At 70.4% G+C, this 17481-nt stretch carries 18 protein-coding genes; 14 read left to right on the forward strand and 4 right to left on the reverse strand.

Annotation, left to right across the window (positions count from 1 at the left end):
- The first annotated feature begins 44 nt into the window (after positions 1-44).
- The 12 genes from AQJ30_RS22830 to AQJ30_RS22885 all read left to right on the forward strand — a co-directional run bounded on the left by AQJ30_RS22830 (position 45) and on the right by AQJ30_RS22885 (position 11460).
- Positions 45-1283 carry a serine hydroxymethyltransferase gene (locus AQJ30_RS22830; RefSeq protein WP_067237134.1) on the forward strand — a complete coding sequence of 413 codons (1239 nt, stop codon included), beginning with the start codon at positions 45-47 and terminating at the stop codon, positions 1281-1283.
- 160 nt (positions 1284-1443) lie between these two features.
- A complete protein-coding gene (locus AQJ30_RS22835) occupies positions 1444-2793 on the forward strand; it encodes an MraY family glycosyltransferase (protein ID WP_067237137.1) in 1350 nt (449 codons plus the stop codon).
- 335 nt (positions 2794-3128) lie between these two features.
- Positions 3129-3542 carry a Cg1360 family ATP-synthase-associated protein gene (locus AQJ30_RS22840; RefSeq protein ID WP_067237139.1) on the forward strand — a complete coding sequence of 138 codons (414 nt, stop codon included), beginning with the start codon at positions 3129-3131 and terminating at the stop codon, positions 3540-3542.
- Positions 3543-3767: 225 nt separating this feature from the next.
- Positions 3768-4589 (forward strand): F0F1 ATP synthase subunit A, encoded by an 822-nt coding sequence (gene atpB / locus AQJ30_RS22845; protein ID WP_067237141.1) that lies wholly within the window; start codon positions 3768-3770, stop codon positions 4587-4589.
- A 74-nt stretch (positions 4590-4663) separates the two neighbouring features.
- Entirely contained in the window at positions 4664-4894 is a 231-nt protein-coding gene (gene atpE, locus AQJ30_RS22850; protein WP_024884520.1) for an ATP synthase F0 subunit C, read from the forward strand.
- A gap of 42 nt (positions 4895-4936) precedes the next feature.
- Complete coding sequence (locus tag AQJ30_RS22855) at positions 4937-5482, forward strand: F0F1 ATP synthase subunit B (RefSeq protein ID WP_067237143.1); 546 nt, start codon at positions 4937-4939, stop codon at positions 5480-5482.
- On the forward strand, positions 5479-6294 hold the full coding sequence (locus AQJ30_RS22860; protein WP_067237145.1) for a F0F1 ATP synthase subunit delta: 816 nt from the start codon (positions 5479-5481) through the stop codon (positions 6292-6294). The genes AQJ30_RS22855 and AQJ30_RS22860 overlap by 4 nt, the downstream gene beginning before the upstream one ends.
- Before the next feature lie 127 nt (positions 6295-6421).
- Positions 6422-8014, forward strand: coding sequence for a F0F1 ATP synthase subunit alpha (gene atpA / locus AQJ30_RS22865; protein WP_067237148.1), 1593 nt, complete (start codon positions 6422-6424; stop codon positions 8012-8014).
- A 19-nt stretch (positions 8015-8033) separates the two neighbouring features.
- Complete coding sequence (locus AQJ30_RS22870) at positions 8034-8951, forward strand: F0F1 ATP synthase subunit gamma (RefSeq protein WP_067237150.1); 918 nt, start codon at positions 8034-8036, stop codon at positions 8949-8951.
- Positions 8951-10387, forward strand: a complete 1437-nt coding sequence (atpD, locus tag AQJ30_RS22875) for a F0F1 ATP synthase subunit beta (protein ID WP_067237153.1) — start codon at positions 8951-8953, stop codon at positions 10385-10387. Before AQJ30_RS22870 ends, atpD begins: the two co-directional genes overlap by 1 nt.
- A gap of 121 nt (positions 10388-10508) precedes the next feature.
- Positions 10509-10883, forward strand: coding sequence for a F0F1 ATP synthase subunit epsilon (locus tag AQJ30_RS22880; protein ID WP_067237156.1), 375 nt, complete (start codon positions 10509-10511; stop codon positions 10881-10883).
- 130 nt (positions 10884-11013) lie between these two features.
- The gene (locus tag AQJ30_RS22885) at positions 11014-11460 is read left to right on the forward strand and encodes a DUF2550 domain-containing protein (protein ID WP_067237157.1); all 447 of its coding nucleotides are present in this window, start codon (positions 11014-11016) and stop codon (positions 11458-11460) included.
- A 28-nt stretch (positions 11461-11488) separates the two neighbouring features.
- Here the strand turns inward: AQJ30_RS22885 and AQJ30_RS22890 are convergent, their stop codons facing one another.
- The 3 genes from AQJ30_RS22890 to AQJ30_RS22900 all read right to left on the reverse strand — a co-directional run bounded on the left by AQJ30_RS22890 (position 11489) and on the right by AQJ30_RS22900 (position 15290).
- Entirely contained in the window at positions 11489-13312 is a 1824-nt protein-coding gene (locus AQJ30_RS22890; protein WP_067237160.1) for a glycoside hydrolase family 18 chitinase, read from the reverse strand.
- Between the two features lie 131 nt (positions 13313-13443).
- Entirely contained in the window at positions 13444-14109 is a 666-nt protein-coding gene (locus tag AQJ30_RS22895) for a response regulator (RefSeq protein WP_067237162.1), read from the reverse strand.
- The gene (locus AQJ30_RS22900; protein ID WP_067237165.1) at positions 14106-15290 is read right to left on the reverse strand and encodes a sensor histidine kinase; all 1185 of its coding nucleotides are present in this window, start codon (positions 15288-15290) and stop codon (positions 14106-14108) included. Before AQJ30_RS22900 ends, AQJ30_RS22895 begins: the two co-directional genes overlap by 4 nt.
- Before the next feature lie 163 nt (positions 15291-15453).
- On the opposite strand from AQJ30_RS22900, the gene AQJ30_RS22905 reads away from it, so the two are divergent.
- Complete coding sequence (locus AQJ30_RS22905; RefSeq protein WP_067237168.1) at positions 15454-15987, forward strand: hypothetical protein; 534 nt, start codon at positions 15454-15456, stop codon at positions 15985-15987.
- On the opposite strand, the gene AQJ30_RS22910 is transcribed toward AQJ30_RS22905, so the two are convergent.
- On the reverse strand, positions 15984-16556 hold the full coding sequence (locus AQJ30_RS22910) for a cob(I)yrinic acid a,c-diamide adenosyltransferase (protein ID WP_067237171.1): 573 nt from the start codon (positions 16554-16556) through the stop codon (positions 15984-15986). The two genes, AQJ30_RS22905 and AQJ30_RS22910, sit on opposite strands and share 4 nt — an antisense overlap.
- A gap of 391 nt (positions 16557-16947) precedes the next feature.
- Between AQJ30_RS22910 and AQJ30_RS22915 the strand changes: the two genes are divergently transcribed.
- Complete coding sequence (locus AQJ30_RS22915; RefSeq protein ID WP_067237173.1) at positions 16948-17271, forward strand: STAS domain-containing protein; 324 nt, start codon at positions 16948-16950, stop codon at positions 17269-17271.
- Positions 17272-17481 lie beyond the last annotated feature (210 nt).

A 17481-nucleotide genomic window follows, 5' to 3' on the forward strand; every position in this document is an offset into this window, starting at 1 on the left:
CCTACATTGGACGTACGTCAGCGTCGACGCGTCCGGAGCCCGTCATGACCGTCAGCCATGCCCTCGAGGCCGACCTGCTGCGGCGGCAGGATCCCGAGCTCGCCGAGATCCTGCTCGCGGAGCGGATGCGCCAGGCGACGACGCTCCAGCTGAGCGCCGCGGAGAACTTCAGCTCACCGGCCGTGCTGGCCGCGCTCGGCTCCCCGCTCGCCAACAAGTACGCCGAGGGCTACCCCGGCGCCCGCCACCACGGCGGCTGCGAGATCGTCGACATGGCCGAGCGCATCGCCGTGGACCGCGCCAAGGCCCTGTTCGGCGCCGAGCACGCCAACGTCCAGTCCCACTCGGGCTCCTCGGCCGTGCTCGCCGCGTACGCGGCCCTGCTGCGGCCCGGCGACACCGTGCTCGCCCTCGGGCTGTCCCACGGCGGCCACCTCACCCACGGGTCGCCCGCGAACTTCTCCGGCCGCTGGTTCGACTTCGTCCCCTACGGGGTGGACGCGGAGACCGGGCTCGTCGACCGGGAGCAGGTGCGCACCCTGGCCCGCACCCACCGGCCGAAGGCGATCGTGTGCGGCTCCATCGCCTACCCCCGCCACCTCGAGTACGCCTTCTTCCGCGAGGTCGCCGACGAGGTGGGCGCCTTCCTCGTCGCGGACGCCGCCCACCCCATCGGGCTGGTCGCGGGCGGCGCGGCGCCCAGCCCGGTGCCGTACGCCGACGTCGTGTGCGCGACCACGCACAAGGTGCTGCGCGGGCCGCGCGGCGGGATGCTGCTGTGCGGCGCGGACCTCGCCGAGCGCGTCGACCGGGCGGTGTTCCCGTTCACCCAGGGCGGCGCGCAGATGCACACCATCGCCGCGAAGGCGGTCGCGTTCGGGGAGGCGGCGACGCCCGCGTTCTCCGCGTACGCCCACCGGGTCGTCGCCAACGCGCGCGTGCTCGCGGCCGGGCTGGCGGCGCAGGGCCTGGCCGTCACCACCGGCGGCACCGACACGCACCTCGTCACGGCCGACCCGGCGCCGCTCGGCGTCGACGGGCGCACCGCGCGCGGACTGCTGGCCGGGGCGGGGATCGTGCTGGAATGCTGCGCCCTGCCGCACGCGGACCTGCGCGGCCTCAGGCTGGGCACGGCCGCGGTGACCACCCAGGGCATGGGGGAGGAGCAGATGACCGCCGTCGCGACCCTGATGGCCCGGGTGCTGCGCCGCGAGACCGACGCCCAGCGGGCCCGCGACGACGTGCGCGACCTGGTGGCGGCCTTCCCGCCGTACCCCGGGTGACGAGGCCGGCGGTGCTCCCGCACACCCCCGGGTTGCGCCCCGTACGACGAAGTCCACAGCCGTACGTGCAACCATCGTTGCTACCCGGAAGTCCTCATCCACATGCGGCCGTCGCTAGGGTGTGGGGCTGAGATGGCCAGCGAGACCTGTGGGGAAGCCCGTGCGTGAATACCTGCTGACGCTCTGCGTCACGGCCGCGGTGACGTATCTGCTGACAGGGCCGGTACGGAAGTTCGCGATCGTGGCCGGGGCGATGCCGGAGATCCGGGCACGTGACGTGCACCGGGAGCCCACTCCGCGCCTCGGCGGGATCGCCATGTTCTTCGGCCTGTGCGCGGGCCTGCTGGTCGCCGACCACCTGGCCAACCTCAACCAGGTCTTCGAGAAGTCGAACGAGCCGCGCGCCCTGCTCAGCGGCGCCGCGCTGATCTGGCTGATCGGCGTCCTCGACGACAAGTTCGAGATCGACGCGCTGATCAAGCTGGGCGCGCAGATGATCGCGGCCGGCGTGATGGTCATGCAGGGCCTGACGATCCTGTGGCTGCCCATCCCGGGCGTCGGCACGGTCGCGCTGACCCAGTGGCAGGGCACCCTGCTCACGGTGGCGCTGGTGGTCATCACCATCAACGCGGTGAACTTCGTGGACGGCCTGGACGGTCTCGCGGCCGGCATGGTGTGCATCGCGTCGGCGGCGTTCTTCATGTACGCCTACCGCATCTGGTACTCGTACGGCATCGAGGCCGCGGCCCCGGCGACGCTGTTCGCGGCCGTGCTGATGGGCATGTGCGTGGGCTTCCTGCCGCACAACATGCACCCGGCGCGGATCTTCATGGGCGACTCCGGCTCCATGCTGATCGGCCTGGTGCTCGCGGCGGGCGCGATCTCGGTGACCGGCCAGGTCGACCCGGACGTGATGAAGCTGTTCTCCGGGTCCGAGCGCAACGCGGTGCACCAGATGGTGCCTGTCTACATCCCGCTGCTGATGCCGCTCACCATCATCGCGATCCCGGCGGCCGACCTGATCCTGGCGATCGTGCGGCGCACCTGGCGCGGCCAGTCGCCGTTCGCGGCGGACCGCGGGCACCTGCACCACCGGCTGCTGGAGATCGGGCACTCGCACAGCCGCGCGGTGCTGATCATGTACTTCTGGTCGGCGCTGATCGCGTTCGGGGCGCTGGCCTACTCGGTGAACTCGGCGTCGATGTGGATCGTCCTCGGCGTCGTGTTCCTCAGCGCGGTGGGCCTGGTGCTGCTCCTGCTGCCGCGCTTCACGCCGCGCGCCCCGCGCTGGGCCGAGGCGTTCGTGCCGCCGCGCTACCGGAGGCGCCGTGCGGCGCCCGCGCCGGAGGCGGCGGAGGGTGCCGGCGGCGCGGCGGACGCCGGGAGCGTGGAGGCGGGCGACGACGAGCCGCGCACTCCCGTCCCCGTCGGCGTCTCGGGCGGCCCGGAGGTGCCCGGCGTCAACGGAGCGACCGCTCTGGGCGCTCGTTCGCGTGTTCCCCGCGGGTGAGAAGGGCCACCGTTCGCCCTCCCGGGGCCGCCGGGCACTGGGTAAGAATCTGACTAGAACATTGCCAACTCGTGGGGGAGCGAACCGCCCCAATACCAGACAAGTCGGCGCTGTTCTCGCTCAGACGCGCAGGCTCACCCTCACGTGTGACAGCCGGCACACCATCCAGGTAAAGACCTCATCAAATAGTTTGTGATACGGTTCACGAGAACCCCCGGTAGAGCCGACAGACCGCAGTGCGACGGTCCGACGGCACGAGGTCTCGACCGCCTCCGCCGGGACTACGCTCGTCCATGACGACACCCCAGCCCCCTTTTGAACGCGGAGTTGCCGCCATGCCGTCCAACGACGTCCGGATCCTGGCCCAGGCCGCTGTGCCCACGGCTGCCGTCGGCGCGATCGCCGCCGTCGTCAGTGGTGTGGTCGCCGGCGGGAAGGGTGCGGTCGGGGCGGTCGTGGCGGCCGTGCTGGCGATCCTCTTCATGGGGATCGGCCTCTACGTCCTGCAGCGGACGGCGAAGTCGCTCCCGCACCTCTTCCAGGCCATGGGTCTGATGCTGTACGCCGCGCAGATCCTGCTGCTGTTCGTCTTCCTCGCCGTGTTCAAGGACACGACGCTGTTCAACCCCCGGGCGTTCGCGCTCACCCTTGTCGCCGCCACCCTCACGTGGATCGCCGCCCAGACGCGCGCCCACATGAAGGCCAAGATCCTCTACGTCGAACCCGAAAAATCGGGGCACTCGTCGTGAGGGGTAGGGCCGGGATAAGGACGCCTGAGAGATCCTGCTATCGTCCGGTGCCAACTGCGGCATCGCGGGCGCGGGCATCCGAGCTGACGCCTGCTCAAGCGCGAGGCGAGATGCCCCTCAGCCGCCCCCACATCCGTAACACCAGTCCCGTGCCGAACCGCGGCTCGCTGCCGCGCCGACACAACGAGGTTGCCGTACCTATGCGCCACGCTGAAGGAGCCCGCGGTGAGTGCTGATCCGACGCAGGTGCTCGCCTTCGAGACCGACTGCCACATCTTCGACGGCTGTGGCTTCCCGGCTCCCGGCCTGCACTCGTTCCTGTTCGAGCCCCTGTGGGGCGACGGCGACAGCAACGTGTACTTCAACAAGACGATGCTGCTGGCGCTGCTCGGTTCCATCGTCATCGTCGGTTTCTTCTGGGCCGCCTTCCGCAAGCCGAAGGTCGTCCCCGGCAAGCTGCAGATGGTCGCCGAGGCGGGCTACGACTTCATCCGCCGCGGGGTCGTGTACGAGACCATCGGCAAGCGGGAGGGCGAGAAGTACGTCCCGCTGATCGTCTCGCTGTTCTTCTTCGTGTGGATGATGAACCTCTGGTCGATCATCCCGCTCGCCCAGTTCCCGGTCACCGCGATCATCTCGTACCCGGCCGTGCTCGCCCTCGTGGTCTACGTCCTGTGGGTGTCGCTGACCTTCAAGCGCCACGGCTTCGTCGGCTTCTTCAAGAACGTCACGGGCTACGACAAGTCGCTGGGAGCGGTCCTGCCGCTCGCGATGCTCATCGAGTTCTTCTCGAACCTGCTCGTGCGCCCCTTCACGCACGCCGTCCGGCTCTTCGCGAACATGTTCGCCGGTCACACCCTGCTGCTGCTCTTCACGATCGCCAGCTGGTACCTGCTGAACGGCATCGGGATCGCCTACGCCGGTGTCTCGTTCATCATGACCATCGTCATGACGGCTTTCGAGCTCTTCATCCAGGCTCTTCAGGCGTACGTCTTCGTCCTCCTGACGTGCACCTACATCCAGGGCGCGCTCGCCGAGCACCACTGAGCCCCGCCCCGCACCACCCCCCAGCCGTCCGGTGGCCAACCCCCACCGGTCCGTAAAGAAAAGGAAGAACTGGCATGTCCCAGACCCTTGCCGCTGTTTCCGGCTCGCTCGGCTCCATCGGTTACGGCCTCGCTGCCATCGGCCCCGGCGTCGGCGTCGGCATCATCTTCGGTAACGGCACCCAGGCCCTCGCCCGTCAGCCCGAGGCCGCCGGCCTGATCCGCGCCAACCAGATCCTCGGCTTCGCCTTCTGTGAGGCGCTCGCCCTGATCGGTCTGGTCATGCCGTTCGTCTACGGCAAGTGATCTGACGATTCACGATCAGCCGACTAGACGAAAGGCACTGACATGAGCCAGCTGCTCATTCTGGCGGCCGAGGAGACCGAGAACCCCCTCGTCCCGCCGATCCCCGAGCTCGTCATCGGCCTCATCGCCTTCGTCATCGTCTTCGGCTTCCTCGCCTGGAAGCTCCTCCCGAACATCAACAAGGTTCTGGAAGAGCGTCGCGAGGCCATCGAGGGCGGTATCGAGAAGGCCGAGGCCGCGCAGACCGAGGCCCAGAGCGTCCTCGAGCAGTACAAGGCCCAGCTCGCCGAGGCCCGCCACGAGGCCGCGCGCCTGCGCCAGGAGGCGCAGGAGCAGGGCGCCGCGCTCATCGCCGAGATGCGTGCGGAGGGCCAGCGCCAGCGCGAGGAGATCGTCACCGCCGGTCACGCCCAGATCGAGGCCGACCGCAAGGCCGCGTCCTCCGCGCTGCGTCAGGACGTCGGCAAGCTGGCCACCGAACTGGCCGGCAAGCTCGTCGGTGAGTCCCTCGAGGACCACGCCCGGCAGAGCCGCGTGATCGACCGCTTCCTCGACGAGCTCGAGGAGAAGGCCGAGGCGGCGCGATGAACGGAGCGAGCCGCGAGGCCCTGGCAGCCGCACGTGAGCGTCTCGACGCGCTGACGGACTCCACCTCCGTGGACGCCGCGCGGCTCGCCGACGAGCTGGCGGCCGTCACCGCGCTGCTCGACCGCGAGGTGTCGCTGCGTCGGGTCCTGACCGACCCGGCGCAGGCCGGAGAGGCCAAGGCCGAATTGACGCAGCGCCTGCTCGGTGCCCAGATCAGCGGCCCCGCCGCCGACCTGGTGGCCGGTCTGGTGCGTTCCCGCTGGTCGCAGCCGCGCGACCTGGTGGACGCGCTGGAGGAGCTGGCGAACACCGCCGACCTCACGTCCGCCCAGCGGGCCGGCAGGCTCGACGACGTCGAGGACGAACTGTTCCGCTTCGGCCGGATCGTCACCTCGAACACCGAGCTGCGCGCCGCACTGACGGACCGGAAGGCCACCGGATCGGCCAAGAGCGCGCTGCTGGGCAGCCTGCTCGGCGGCCGGGCCGACGCGGCCACCGAGCGTCTGGTCACGCGCCTGGTGAGTGCGCCGCGGGGTCGTAGCCTGGAAGCGGGCCTGGACTCGCTGTCCAAGCTCGCCGCCGAGCGCCGCAACCGCGTCGTGGCCGTGGTCACCTCGGCGGTGCCGCTGAGCGACGGGCAGAAGCAGCGCCTGGGCGCGGCTCTGACCAAGCTCTACGGCCGCAGCATGCACCTGAACCTCGACGTGGACCCCGACGTCCTCGGCGGGATCCGGGTGCAGGTCGGCGACGAGGTCATCAACGGCTCCATCGCGGACCGCATCGACGACGCCGCCCGCCGCATGGCGAGCTAGCAGCCAACTCAACACGAACGTACCTACGGCCCTGGTTGGGCCGTGCAGAGGATTCACCTCTTTTGGGGGGGATCCCCATACCCCCCAAGTGAAACTTCGGGCCCAACAAGGAGAGCAGGGAACCCAGATGGCGGAGCTCACGATCCGGCCGGAGGAGATCCGGGACGCACTGGAGACCTTCGTCCAGTCGTACAAGCCGGACGCGGCCTCGCGCGAGGAGGTCGGGACGGTCACCGTTGCCGGCGACGGCATCGCCAAGATCGAGGGACTGCCCTCGGCCATGGCGAACGAACTGCTGAAGTTCGAGGACGGATCCCTCGGTCTCGCGCTGAACCTGGAAGAGCGCGAGATCGGTGCGGTCGTCCTGGGCGAGTTCAGCGGCATCGAGGAGGGTCAGCCGGTCACGCGCACCGGTGAGGTCCTCTCCGTCGCGGTCGGCGAGGGCTACCTCGGCCGTGTCGTCGACCCGCTCGGCAACCCGATCGACGGCCTCGGCGAGATCGAGACGTCCGGCCGTCGCGCCCTCGAGCTGCAGGCCCCCACGGTCATGCAGCGCAAGTCGGTGCACGAGCCCATGGAGACGGGCTACAAGGCCGTCGACGCCATGACCCCGATCGGCCGTGGTCAGCGTCAGCTGATCATCGGTGACCGCCAGACCGGCAAGACCGCGCTGGCCGTCGACACGATCATCAACCAGCGCGACAACTGGCGCTCGGGCGACCCGAAGAAGCAGGTCCGCTGCATCTACGTCGCCATCGGCCAGAAGGGCTCCACCATCGCCGGCGTGCGCCGCGCGCTGGAGGAGAACGGCGCCCTGGAGTACACGACCATCGTCGCCGCCCCGGCGTCCGACCCGGCCGGCTTCAAGTACCTGGCGCCGTACACCGGTTCGGCCATCGGTCAGCAGTGGATGTACGAGGGCAAGCACGTCCTCATCATCTTCGACGACCTCTCGAAGCAGGCCGACGCCTACCGCGCCGTGTCGCTGCTGCTGCGCCGCCCGCCGGGCCGTGAGGCCTACCCGGGTGACGTCTTCTACCTGCACTCCCGTCTGCTGGAGCGCTGCGCCAAGCTCTCCGACGAGATGGGTGCCGGTTCGATGACCGGTCTGCCGATCGTCGAGACCAAGGCCAACGACGTCTCGGCGTTCATCCCGACCAACGTCATCTCCATCACCGACGGCCAGTGCTTCCTGGAGTCGGACCTGTTCAACGCCGGTCAGCGCCCCGCGCTGAACGTCGGTATCTCCGTCTCCCGCGTCGGTGGTTCCGCGCAGCACAAGGCGATGCGCCAGGTGTCCGGCCGACTCCGTGTCGACCTCGCCCAGTTCCGCGAGCTGGAGGCGTTCGCCGCCTTCGGTTCCGACCTGGACGCGGCCTCGAAGTCGCAGCTGGAGCGCGGTCAGCGCATGGTCGAGCTGCTCAAGCAGAACCAGTACGAGCCGATGGCCACCGAGGACCAGGTCGTCTCCGTCTGGGCCGGCACCACGGGCCGCATGGACGACGTGCCGGTCGCGGACATCCGCCGCTTCGAGAAGGAGCTGCTGGACTACCTGCACCGCAAGGAGCAGGGTCTGATGACCTCCATCCGCGAGGGCGCCAAGATGTCCGACGACACGATCCAGGCGATCGCCGACGCCGTCGCGGAGTTCAAGAAGCAGTTCGAGACCTCCGACGGCAAGCTCCTCGGCGAAGAGGCTCCGGCCGCTGCCGCCAAGTGACGTAGGAAGGACCTGACTCATGGGAGCCCAGCTCCGGGTCTACAAGCGTCGCATCCGATCCGTCACCGCGACCAAGAAGATCACCAAGGCGATGGAGATGATCGCCGCCTCGCGCGTCGTCAAGGCGCAGCGCAAGGTGGCGGCCTCCACGCCGTACGCGCAGGAACTGACCCGCGCGGTCACGGCGGTCGGTACGGGTTCGAACACCAAGCACCCGCTCACCACGGAGGCGGAGAACCCGGCCCGTGCCGCGGTCCTGCTCCTCACGAGCGACCGCGGTCTGGCCGGCGCCTTCAACTCCAACGCCATCAAGGCGGCGGAGCAGCTGACCGAGCGCCTGGAGCGCGAGGGCAAGCAGGTCGACACGTACATCGTCGGCCGGCGCGGTGTCGCCCACTACAACTTCCGTGAGCGCAAGATCTCGGAGTCGTGGACGGGCTTCACCGACGAGCCGACGTACGCGGACGCCAAGAAGGTCGCGGTGCCCCTCATCGAGGCCATCGAGAAGGACACGGCCGAGGGCGGCGTGGACGAGCTCCACATCGTCTTCACCGAGTTCGTCTCGATGATGACGCAGACGGCGCTCGACGCCCGGCTGCTGCCGCTGCGGCTGGAAGAGGTCGCGCAGGAGGCGAAGCCGCAGGGCGAGATCCTCCCGCTCTACGACTTCGAGCCCTCGGCGGAGGACGTCCTCGACGCGCTGCTGCCGCGCTACGTGGAGAGCCGGATCTACAACGCGCTGCTCCAGTCGGCCGCTTCGAAGCACGCCGCCACGCGGCGCGCGATGAAGTCGGCCACCGACAACGCGGGCGAGCTGATCAACACGCTCTCCCGTCTTGCCAACGCGGCCCGCCAGGCCGAAATCACCCAGGAAATCAGCGAGATCGTCGGTGGCGCCAGTGCCCTGGCCGACGCGACCGCGGGGAGTGACCGATAATGACCACCACTGTTGAGACCGCGACGGCTACGGGCCGCGTCGCCCGGGTCATCGGCCCGGTCGTCGACGTGGAGTTCCCCGTCGACGCGATGCCGGACATCTACAACGCCCTTCACGTCGAGGTGGCCGACCCGGCCAACGCCGGCGAGAAGAAGACGCTGACCCTGGAGGTCGCCCAGCACCTGGGTGACGGCCTGGTCCGCACCATCTCCATGCAGCCCACCGACGGTCTGGTCCGCCAGGCCGCCGTCACCGACACCGGCAACTCCATCACGGTGCCGGTCGGCGACTTCACCAAGGGCAAGGTGTTCAACACCCTCGGTGAGGTGCTGAACGTCGACGAGCAGTACACGGGCGAGCGCTGGGGCATTCACCGCAAGGCCCCGAACTTCGACGAGCTCGAGTCGAAGACCGAGATGTTCGAGACCGGCGTCAAGGTCATCGACCTGCTGACCCCGTACGTCAAGGGCGGCAAGATCGGTCTGTTCGGCGGTGCCGGCGTCGGCAAGACGGTGCTCATCCAGGAGATGATCTACCGCGTCGCCAACAACCACGACGGTGTCTCCGTGTTCGCCGGTGTCGGCGAGCGCACCCGTGAGGGCAACGACCTCATCGAGGAGATGTCGGACTCGGGCGTCATCGACAAGACCGCCCTGGTCTTCGGTCAGATGGACGAGCCCCCGGGCACCCGTCTGCGCGTCGCGCTGGCCGGCCTCACCATGGCCGAGTACTTCCGTGACGTCCAGAAGCAGGACGTGCTGTTCTTCATCGACAACATCTTCCGCTTCACGCAGGCCGGTTCCGAGGTCTCCACGCTGCTCGGCCGCATGCCGTCCGCGGTGGGCTACCAGCCGAACCTGGCCGACGAGATGGGTCTGCTCCAGGAGCGCATCACGTCGACCCGCGGTCACTCGATCACCTCGATGCAGGCGATCTACGTCCCCGCGGACGACCTGACCGACCCGGCACCGGCCACCACCTTCGCCCACCTCGACGCGACGACGGTGCTCTCCCGTCCGATCTCGGAGAAGGGCATCTACCCGGCCGTGGACCCGCTGGACTCCACGTCCCGGATCCTGGACCCGCGCTACATCACGGCGGACCACTACAACGCGGCCATGCGCGTGAAGACGATCCTGCAGAAGTACAAGGACCTGCAGGACATCATCGCGATCCTCGGCATCGACGAGCTCGGCGAGGAGGACAAGCTCGTCGTCCACCGTGCCCGTCGCGTGGAGCGCTTCCTGTCCCAGAACACCCACGTCGCCAAGCAGTTCACCGGCGTGGACGGTTCGGACGTGCCGCTGGACGAGTCGATCGCCGCGTTCAACGCGATCTGCGACGGCGAGTACGACCACTTCCCGGAGCAGGCGTTCTTCATGTGCGGTGGTCTCGAGGACCTCAAGAAGAACGCGAAGGAGCTGGGCGTCTCCTGACCCCCGGCTGCCCGTGTGACGCGTGAGGGGGCGGGGTCGTCCCGCCCCCTCTGTCACGCCCCTTAGACTTGTACCCAACACCCGGCGAGCAAGAGCCGGGTGGTGACCCGAGGAGCCTCTCTTGGCTGCTGAGCTGCACGTCGAGCTGGTCGCTGCCGACCGCCAGGTCTGGTCCGGCGAGGCCACCCTGGTCGTCGCGCGCACCACGTCCGGCGACATCGGCGTCATGCCCGGTCACCAGCCGCTGCTCGGTGTGCTGGAGTCGGGCCCCGTGACCATCCGTACGAGTGACGGTGGAACGGTCGTCGCCGCGGTGCACGGCGGTTTCATCTCGTTCGCGGACGACAAGCTGTCGCTGCTGGCGGAGATCGCCGAACTGTCGGACGAGATCGACGTCCAGCGCGCCGAGCGGGAGCTGGAACGCGCGAAGGCCGAGGGCGACGCCTTCGCCGAGCGGCGCGCGGAGGTCCGCCTGCGGGCGGCGACCACGCACTGAGCACAGCGCGTATGCGATGACGTCACTCAGCCGCGGTCGGCACCGGAGCAATCCGGCGCCGGCCGCGGCTGAGGTGAATCTGGATGTTTTTTCCGTTCCGTTATCTAGGAGTCGAGGAGGTCGGTAGTCGATGGTCCTCGCTCTGACTGTGTGCGGAATCGTCGTCGCCCTCGTGGTGCTGGGTCTGTTCGTCTTCGGTCTGCGGCGCAGGCTGATCCAGCGCTCCGGGGGCACCTTCGACTGCAGCCTGCGCTGGGACGTGCCGGAACGGCCCGACACCAGCGGCAAGGGCTGGTCCTACGGGGTGGCCCGGTACAGCGGCGACCGCGTGACCTGGTTCCGGGTCTTCTCCTACGCCTACCGCCCGCGCCGGGTCCTGGAGCGCGCCTCGATCGAGGTGGCCGGGCGTCGGCTGCCCGAGGGCGAGGAGGAGCTGGCGCTGCTGTCGGACGCGGTGGTCCTGGTCTGTCTCCACCAGGGGACGCGGCTCGAACTCGCCATGAGCGAAGACGCGCTGACCGGATTTCTCGCGTGGCTTGAGGCAGCCCCGCCCGGTCAGCGCGTCAACGTCGCTTAGAGCCCGTTCCTACGGGTCGAGCACGGTCCTACAGGTTGCTGCTGATCGCGCTCACCAGCTCGCCGTTCGCGGTGTCACCGCTGAACTCCCAGAAGAAGGCGCCGCCCAGGCCCTGGTTCTTCGCCCAGGCCATCTTGGAGGCGATGGTGGCCGGGGTGTCGTAGGACCACCAGTTGGTGCCGCAGTGGGCGTACGCGGTGCCGGCGACGGTGCCGGTGGCCGGGCAGGACGTCTTGAGGACCTTGTAGTCCTCGATGCCCTGCTCGTAGGTGCCGGCCGCGGGGCCGGTGGCCGTGCCGCCCGGGGCGTCCTGGGTGACGCCGGTCCAGCCGCGGCCGTAGAAGCCGATGCCGATGAGCAGCTTGTTGGCGGGGACCCCGATCGCCTTGAACTTGGCCATCGCGTCGGCGGTGGTGAAGCCCGCCTTGGGGATGCCGGTGTACGAGGTGAGCGGGGAGTGCGGGGCGGTCGGGCCCTTGGCGTCCCACGCGCCGAAGAAGTCGTACGTCATCACGTTGTACCAGTCGACGTACTGCGCGGCGCCCGCGTAGTCGGCGGACTCGATCTTGCCGCCGGCCGAGCCGTCGGCCGTGGTGGCCGCGGTGACCAGGTTGTTGGCACCGAACTTGGCGCGCAGCGCGGCCATCAGGTTCTTGTACGCCGCCGCACCCGAGGTGTCACAGCTCAGACCGCAGGCGTTCGGGTACTCCCAGTCGATGTCGATGCCGTCGAAGACGTCGGCCCAGCGCGGGTCCTCGACCAGGTTGTAGCAGGACTGGGCGAACGCGGCCGGGTTGGCCGCCGCCTGGCCGAAGCCGCCGGACCAGGTCCAGCCGCCGAAGGACCAGAGGATCTTGATGTTCGGGTACTTGGCCTTCAGCTTGCGCAGCTGGTTGAAGTTGCCGCGCAGCGGCTGGTCCCAGGTGTCGGCGACGCCGTCGACGGACTGGTCGGCGGTGAAGGCCTTGTCGTAGTCGGCGTAGGAGTCACCGATGGCGCACTGGCCGTTGGTGACGTTGCCGAAGGCGTAGTTGATGTGGGTGATCTTGGCGGCGGAGCCCGACGTCACCAGGTTCTTGACGTTGTAGTTGCGGCCGTAGATGCCCCACTCGGTGAAGTAGCCGAGCTTGACCTTGCCGCCGGGGGGCGGGGGAGTGGTGGTCCCGCCGGTGGTGTGGACGGCGACCGAGCCGCTGACCGGACCGGTCTGGTCGGCGGTGTCGCGGGCCTGCACCGTGTAGGTGTAGTCGGTGCCGGCGGTCAGCCCGGTGTCGGTGTACGACGTGGTGGTCACGGTGGCGACCTTGGCGCCGTCGCGCAGGACGTCGTAGTTCTTGACGCCCTTGTCGTCGGTGGCCGCGCTCCAGCTGAGCTTCACCGAGGTGTCGGTGACGGAGGAGGCGGTGGGGGTGCCGGGGGCGGAGGGGGCGGTGTCACCGGGGACGGTGGGGCCGCCGTCGCAGCTGCCGCCGTTCAGCTTGCAGTTGGCGGGCGAGCCGGGGCCGCTGCCGTTGAAGCCGAAGGAGACGGAGGCGCCGGGGGCGATGGTGCCGTTCCAGCCGACGTTCTTGGCGGTCCAGTGGTCGCCGGAGTTGGTGACCGTGGCGTCCCAGGCCGAGGTGACCTTGGTGCCGGAGGGGAAGTCCCACTCCACGGTCCAGGAGCTGATGCTGCTGGTGCCGGTGTTCTTCACGGTCCACTGACCGCCGAAGCCGGTACCCCAGTCGCTGGTCTTGGTGAAGGTGGCGGTGGCGTTCGAAGCGGCCTCCGCCTGGCTCGCGAGGCCGACCAGTCCGGCCAGCGGGAGCACCAGGGTGGCCATGGCGGCCGCCGCTTTGTGTCTGAAGCGCATCCTGCGTCCTCTGTTTGGGGGAGCGGGGGTGTGGAGATGTGTGGGGGTGTCGTGGGCATGACTGAGCCTTCAGCCCACGGTGCCGCGAGAATAGAAAGGTCTGGACCACAGGTCAATAGGTCTGGACCACTTCACCGGTCGGACGGCTGGATCCCCAACTCCTGCGCGAGCACCGCCGCTTGGACCCGGCTGCGCAGCCCCAGCTTCCCCAGCAGGCGGCTGACGTGCGTCTTCGCCGTCGCCTCGGCCATGTCCAGCCGCTCGGCGATCCCCGCGTTGGACAGCCCCGCGCCGAGACAGGACAGCACCTCCCGCTCCCGCCGGGTCAGCCCGTCGAGCACCGCCGGGTCGGCCCGCGGCTCCCGCGCCGACCCGGCCGCGAACTCCGCGATCAGCCGGCGCGTGACCGCCGGGGCCACGACCCCCTCGCCCCGCGCCACCGTCCGTACCGCCTCGATCAGTTCCCGGGCCTCCGCGCTCTTGAGCAGGAACCCCGCGGCCCCCGCGCGCAGCGCCCCGAACACGTACACGTCCAGGTCGAAGGTGGTCAGCACCAGCACGTCGGCCAGCTGCTCCCCGACGATCCGCCGGGTCGCCGACACCCCGTCCAGGCGCGGCATCTGAACGTCCATCAGCACCACGTCCGGCCGCGCCTCCCGGGCCAGCGCCACCGCCTGCTCGCCGTCCGCCGCCTCACCGACCACCTCGATCCCGGGCGCGCTGCGCAGGATCAGCACCAGCCCGGCGCGCACGGCCGACTGGTCCTCGGCGACCAGCACCCGCACGGGGCCGTTCACCGGGCCCCTCCCGACGTGGTGTCCGCCGCGAGCGGCAGCCCCGCACGCACGGTCCAGCGCTCCCCGTCCGGCCCCGCCGAGAAGGTGCCGCCGAGCAGCGCGGCCCGCTCCCGCATGCCCACCAGACCGGCGCCCGAGCCGGGCGCCAGCGGCCCGCCGCGCCGGACGTACGGGCTGCTCACCCGCACCTCCAGCACCCCGTCCCGCTCGCCCAGCGCCACCGCGACCGGGCCGGGGCCACCGTGCTTCAGGGCGTTGGTCAGGGACTCCTGCACGATGCGGTACGCGGCCAGCCCGACCGGCGCCGGTACCTCCGCGTGCTCCGCGCTCAGACACACGTCCAGACCATTGGCGCGGGCCCCCTCCACCAGCGCGCCCAGCCCGTCCAGGGTCGGCGCGGCCGCGGGCGCCTCCTCCGCGCCCGCGTCCCGCAGGATCCCGATCAGCCGCCGCATCTGGGCCAGCCCCTCCACGCTGTTCTCCCGGATGACCCCGAGCGCCTCCTTCGTGGTCCCCGGCTCGTCGATCGACAGGGCCGCGGTGGAGTGGATGGCGATGGCCGACAGGTGACCCGCCACCAGGTCGTGCAGCTCACGGGCCACCCGGGCCCGCTCCGCGGTCACCGCCTGGACCCGGTCCCGCTCCGCGAGCAGCGCCGTCTGACCGGCGCGCAGCCGGGCGGCCTCGGCGGCGTCGCGGTGGTCGCGCACCAGCGCGCCGGTGGCCGCGGGACCGAACGACACGAGCGCCGCGCCGAGCCCGACGAACAGCGCCTGCGGGTCGCGCCACCACACCAGGAAGCCCAGCGTCACGGCGAGGCTCGCCAGCCCGGTGACCACCGGGACCCGGCGCGCGGCCGACGGGGGCCCGTACAGCACGGCCGCGTACGCGAGGTCGGTGTACATCAGGATCGTCGCCGCGTTGCCCGGGGCGAGCACGTCCAGCACCAGCGCCCCGGTGCCCGCGAGCAGCGCGGCCCGCGGCGCCGACCGGCGCAGCAGCTCCAGGCCGGCCATCACGGCCAGCGCCAGGAGCCCCCAGGCGGGCGGCAGCAGCGCACTGCCCGACGTGGACAGGCCCAGCGCGGACATCGCCAGCCCGCCGAGCAGACCGGCGAGGGCGATGGCCACGTCGAAGCGGTGCGGGCGGGACAGGCGCGGCCGGCCCGGTCGTACGGCCATGTCCCCATCCAACACGCTCACCGGGCCCGCCGCGTGCTGCCCGGGGAGGGTCCGCACTGCATCCTTCGATGTACCGACGGCTCGTCATCGGCGACGACGCGCCCGGCCGTCCCCGCCGTGAGGCTTGAGGGGCGCCTCCGAGGGCGCACGGAGGGAGCGAAGCGTGATCGTCGGGTTGGTCGTCGCCTGCGAGGTGGCGTTCTGGGTGCTGCTGGCCGCCGGACTGGCCGTCCGGTACCTGCTGCGGATGCCGCGCACCGGCCTCGCGCTGCTGCTGTGCGAGCCGCTGCTGGAGGTGGTGCTGTTCGCCGTCACCGCGATCGACCTGCGCCACGGCGCCGCACCGGACTGGCGCCACGGCCTCGCCGCGGTCTACATCGGCTTCACCGTCGGGCTCGGCCACTCCACCATCACCTGGGCCGACGCCCGCTTCGCCCACCGCTTCGCCGGCGGCCCGCCGCCGGTGCGGCCGCCCCGCTACGGCAGGGCCCGCGCCCTCCACGAGTGGAAGGTCGCGGGCCGCTGGATCCTCGCCTGCGCCGTCGCCCTCGCCCTGCTCCAGGCCGCGGCCTGGTACGTCGGCGGCGACGGCGACACCGGCTCCCTGCGCGCCTGGCAGCACCGGATGCTCCTCGTCATCGGCATCAACCTGGTCGTCGCGGCGAGCTACACGCTGTTCCCCACGCGCGAGCGCTAGCGCTCCCCGCCCGGCACCCACAGGACGTCGCCGGTCGCCTTGTTCGCCGTGCGGGCCAGGATGAACAGCAGGTCCGACAGCCGGTTGAGGTAGGTCGCGGTCAGCGGGTTCATCGCCTCGCCGTGCGCCTCCAGCGCCGCCCACGTCGAGCGTTCGGCCCGGCGCACCACCGTGCACGCCTGGTGCAGCAGGGCCGCGCCGGGCGTGCCGCCGGGCAGGATGAACGAGCGCAGCTTCTCCAGCTCGGCGTTGAAGCGGTCGCAGTCCGCCTCCAGCCGGTCCACGTAGAACTGCTCCACCCGCAGCGGCGGGTACTCGGGGTTCTCCACCACCGGCGTCGACAGGTCCGCGCCCACGTCGAACAGGTCGTTCTGCACCCGGGTGAGGACCGTCACGACCTCCTCGCCGAGCCCGCCGAGGGCGATCGCCGTACCGATGACCGCGTTCGCCTCGTTGGCGTCGGCGTACGCGGCGATGCGCAGATCGGTCTTCGGGACCCGGCTCATGTCCCCCAGGGCGGTGGTGCCCCGGTCGCCGGTCCGGGTGTAGATACGCGTCAGATTGACCATGCGGCCAGAGTAGTTCGGGTCAAAGGGGCTCAACTAGGCCGTACGTGGCGACCCCTGACACGCCCGCGGTGTGATGTCCGTCAGATGAGACGTGACGCGCGTTACTAACCCGTCACACAGCGCCTCCGGCCCGCTAGTGTCCCGCCGAGGGGACGTACGGGCCGACCGGTCCGCTGCGCCGGACGGCTGACTCCGGTGACAGCGGGCGCGTGAGGGGGCAGGGCTTCTCCCGGCACGGGAACCACTCGCGTCCCCATGGCCTCACCCCTGCGAGTGAATTCGGTATCGGTTCGCTCACAGACGGCAACCTCCGGACGTCTCCCGCAGTCAGAGGTTGCAACACCGGACCACCACACCGCGGAGCACGAGACGCACGCTTAGGGGAGCGCATATGCACATCAGGGGCGACCACGTCGAGCTGGTCGTCGGGGGCCGCCTCGACGTCCGCAGCGCGGCGGACGCCCGTACGGCCTTGCACGCGGCGGTCGACGACGGCGTCGGCGACCTGGTGCTCGACCTGTCCGAGCTGGACTCCTGGGACGCCACCGGCCTCGGTGTGATCATGGGCGCCCACCGGCGGGCCGGCCGCTGCGGCCGGCGCCTGGTGCTGCGCGGGGTGCCGCCGCAGATGCAGCGCCTGCTGGTGGCCACCCGGCTGCACCGCATCCTCGCCATCGAGGGCGGCCTCGCGGCGGAGTCGCTGCCCCACGTCTGAGCCGCGCGCCGGGGGCCGCGCGCCGCGGTCGTCCGGCACGCCGAGCCGCCCGGTCCGCGGAGAACCGCGACGTCACACACGCAATCCTCACCGGACCGTGACGTCCCGGACCGCGCGGTACCCCGGACTGTCGGAGATACTGGCCCAAGGTTTACGGTTCGTCTGCCCGCCGCCCGCAACCCTCGAGCGGGCACCGGACCAGAAGCGACA

Origin of the sequence: Streptomyces longwoodensis, from assembly GCF_001514125.1 — a bacterium.
GTDB lineage: Bacteria > Actinomycetota > Actinomycetes > Streptomycetales > Streptomycetaceae > Streptomyces > Streptomyces longwoodensis.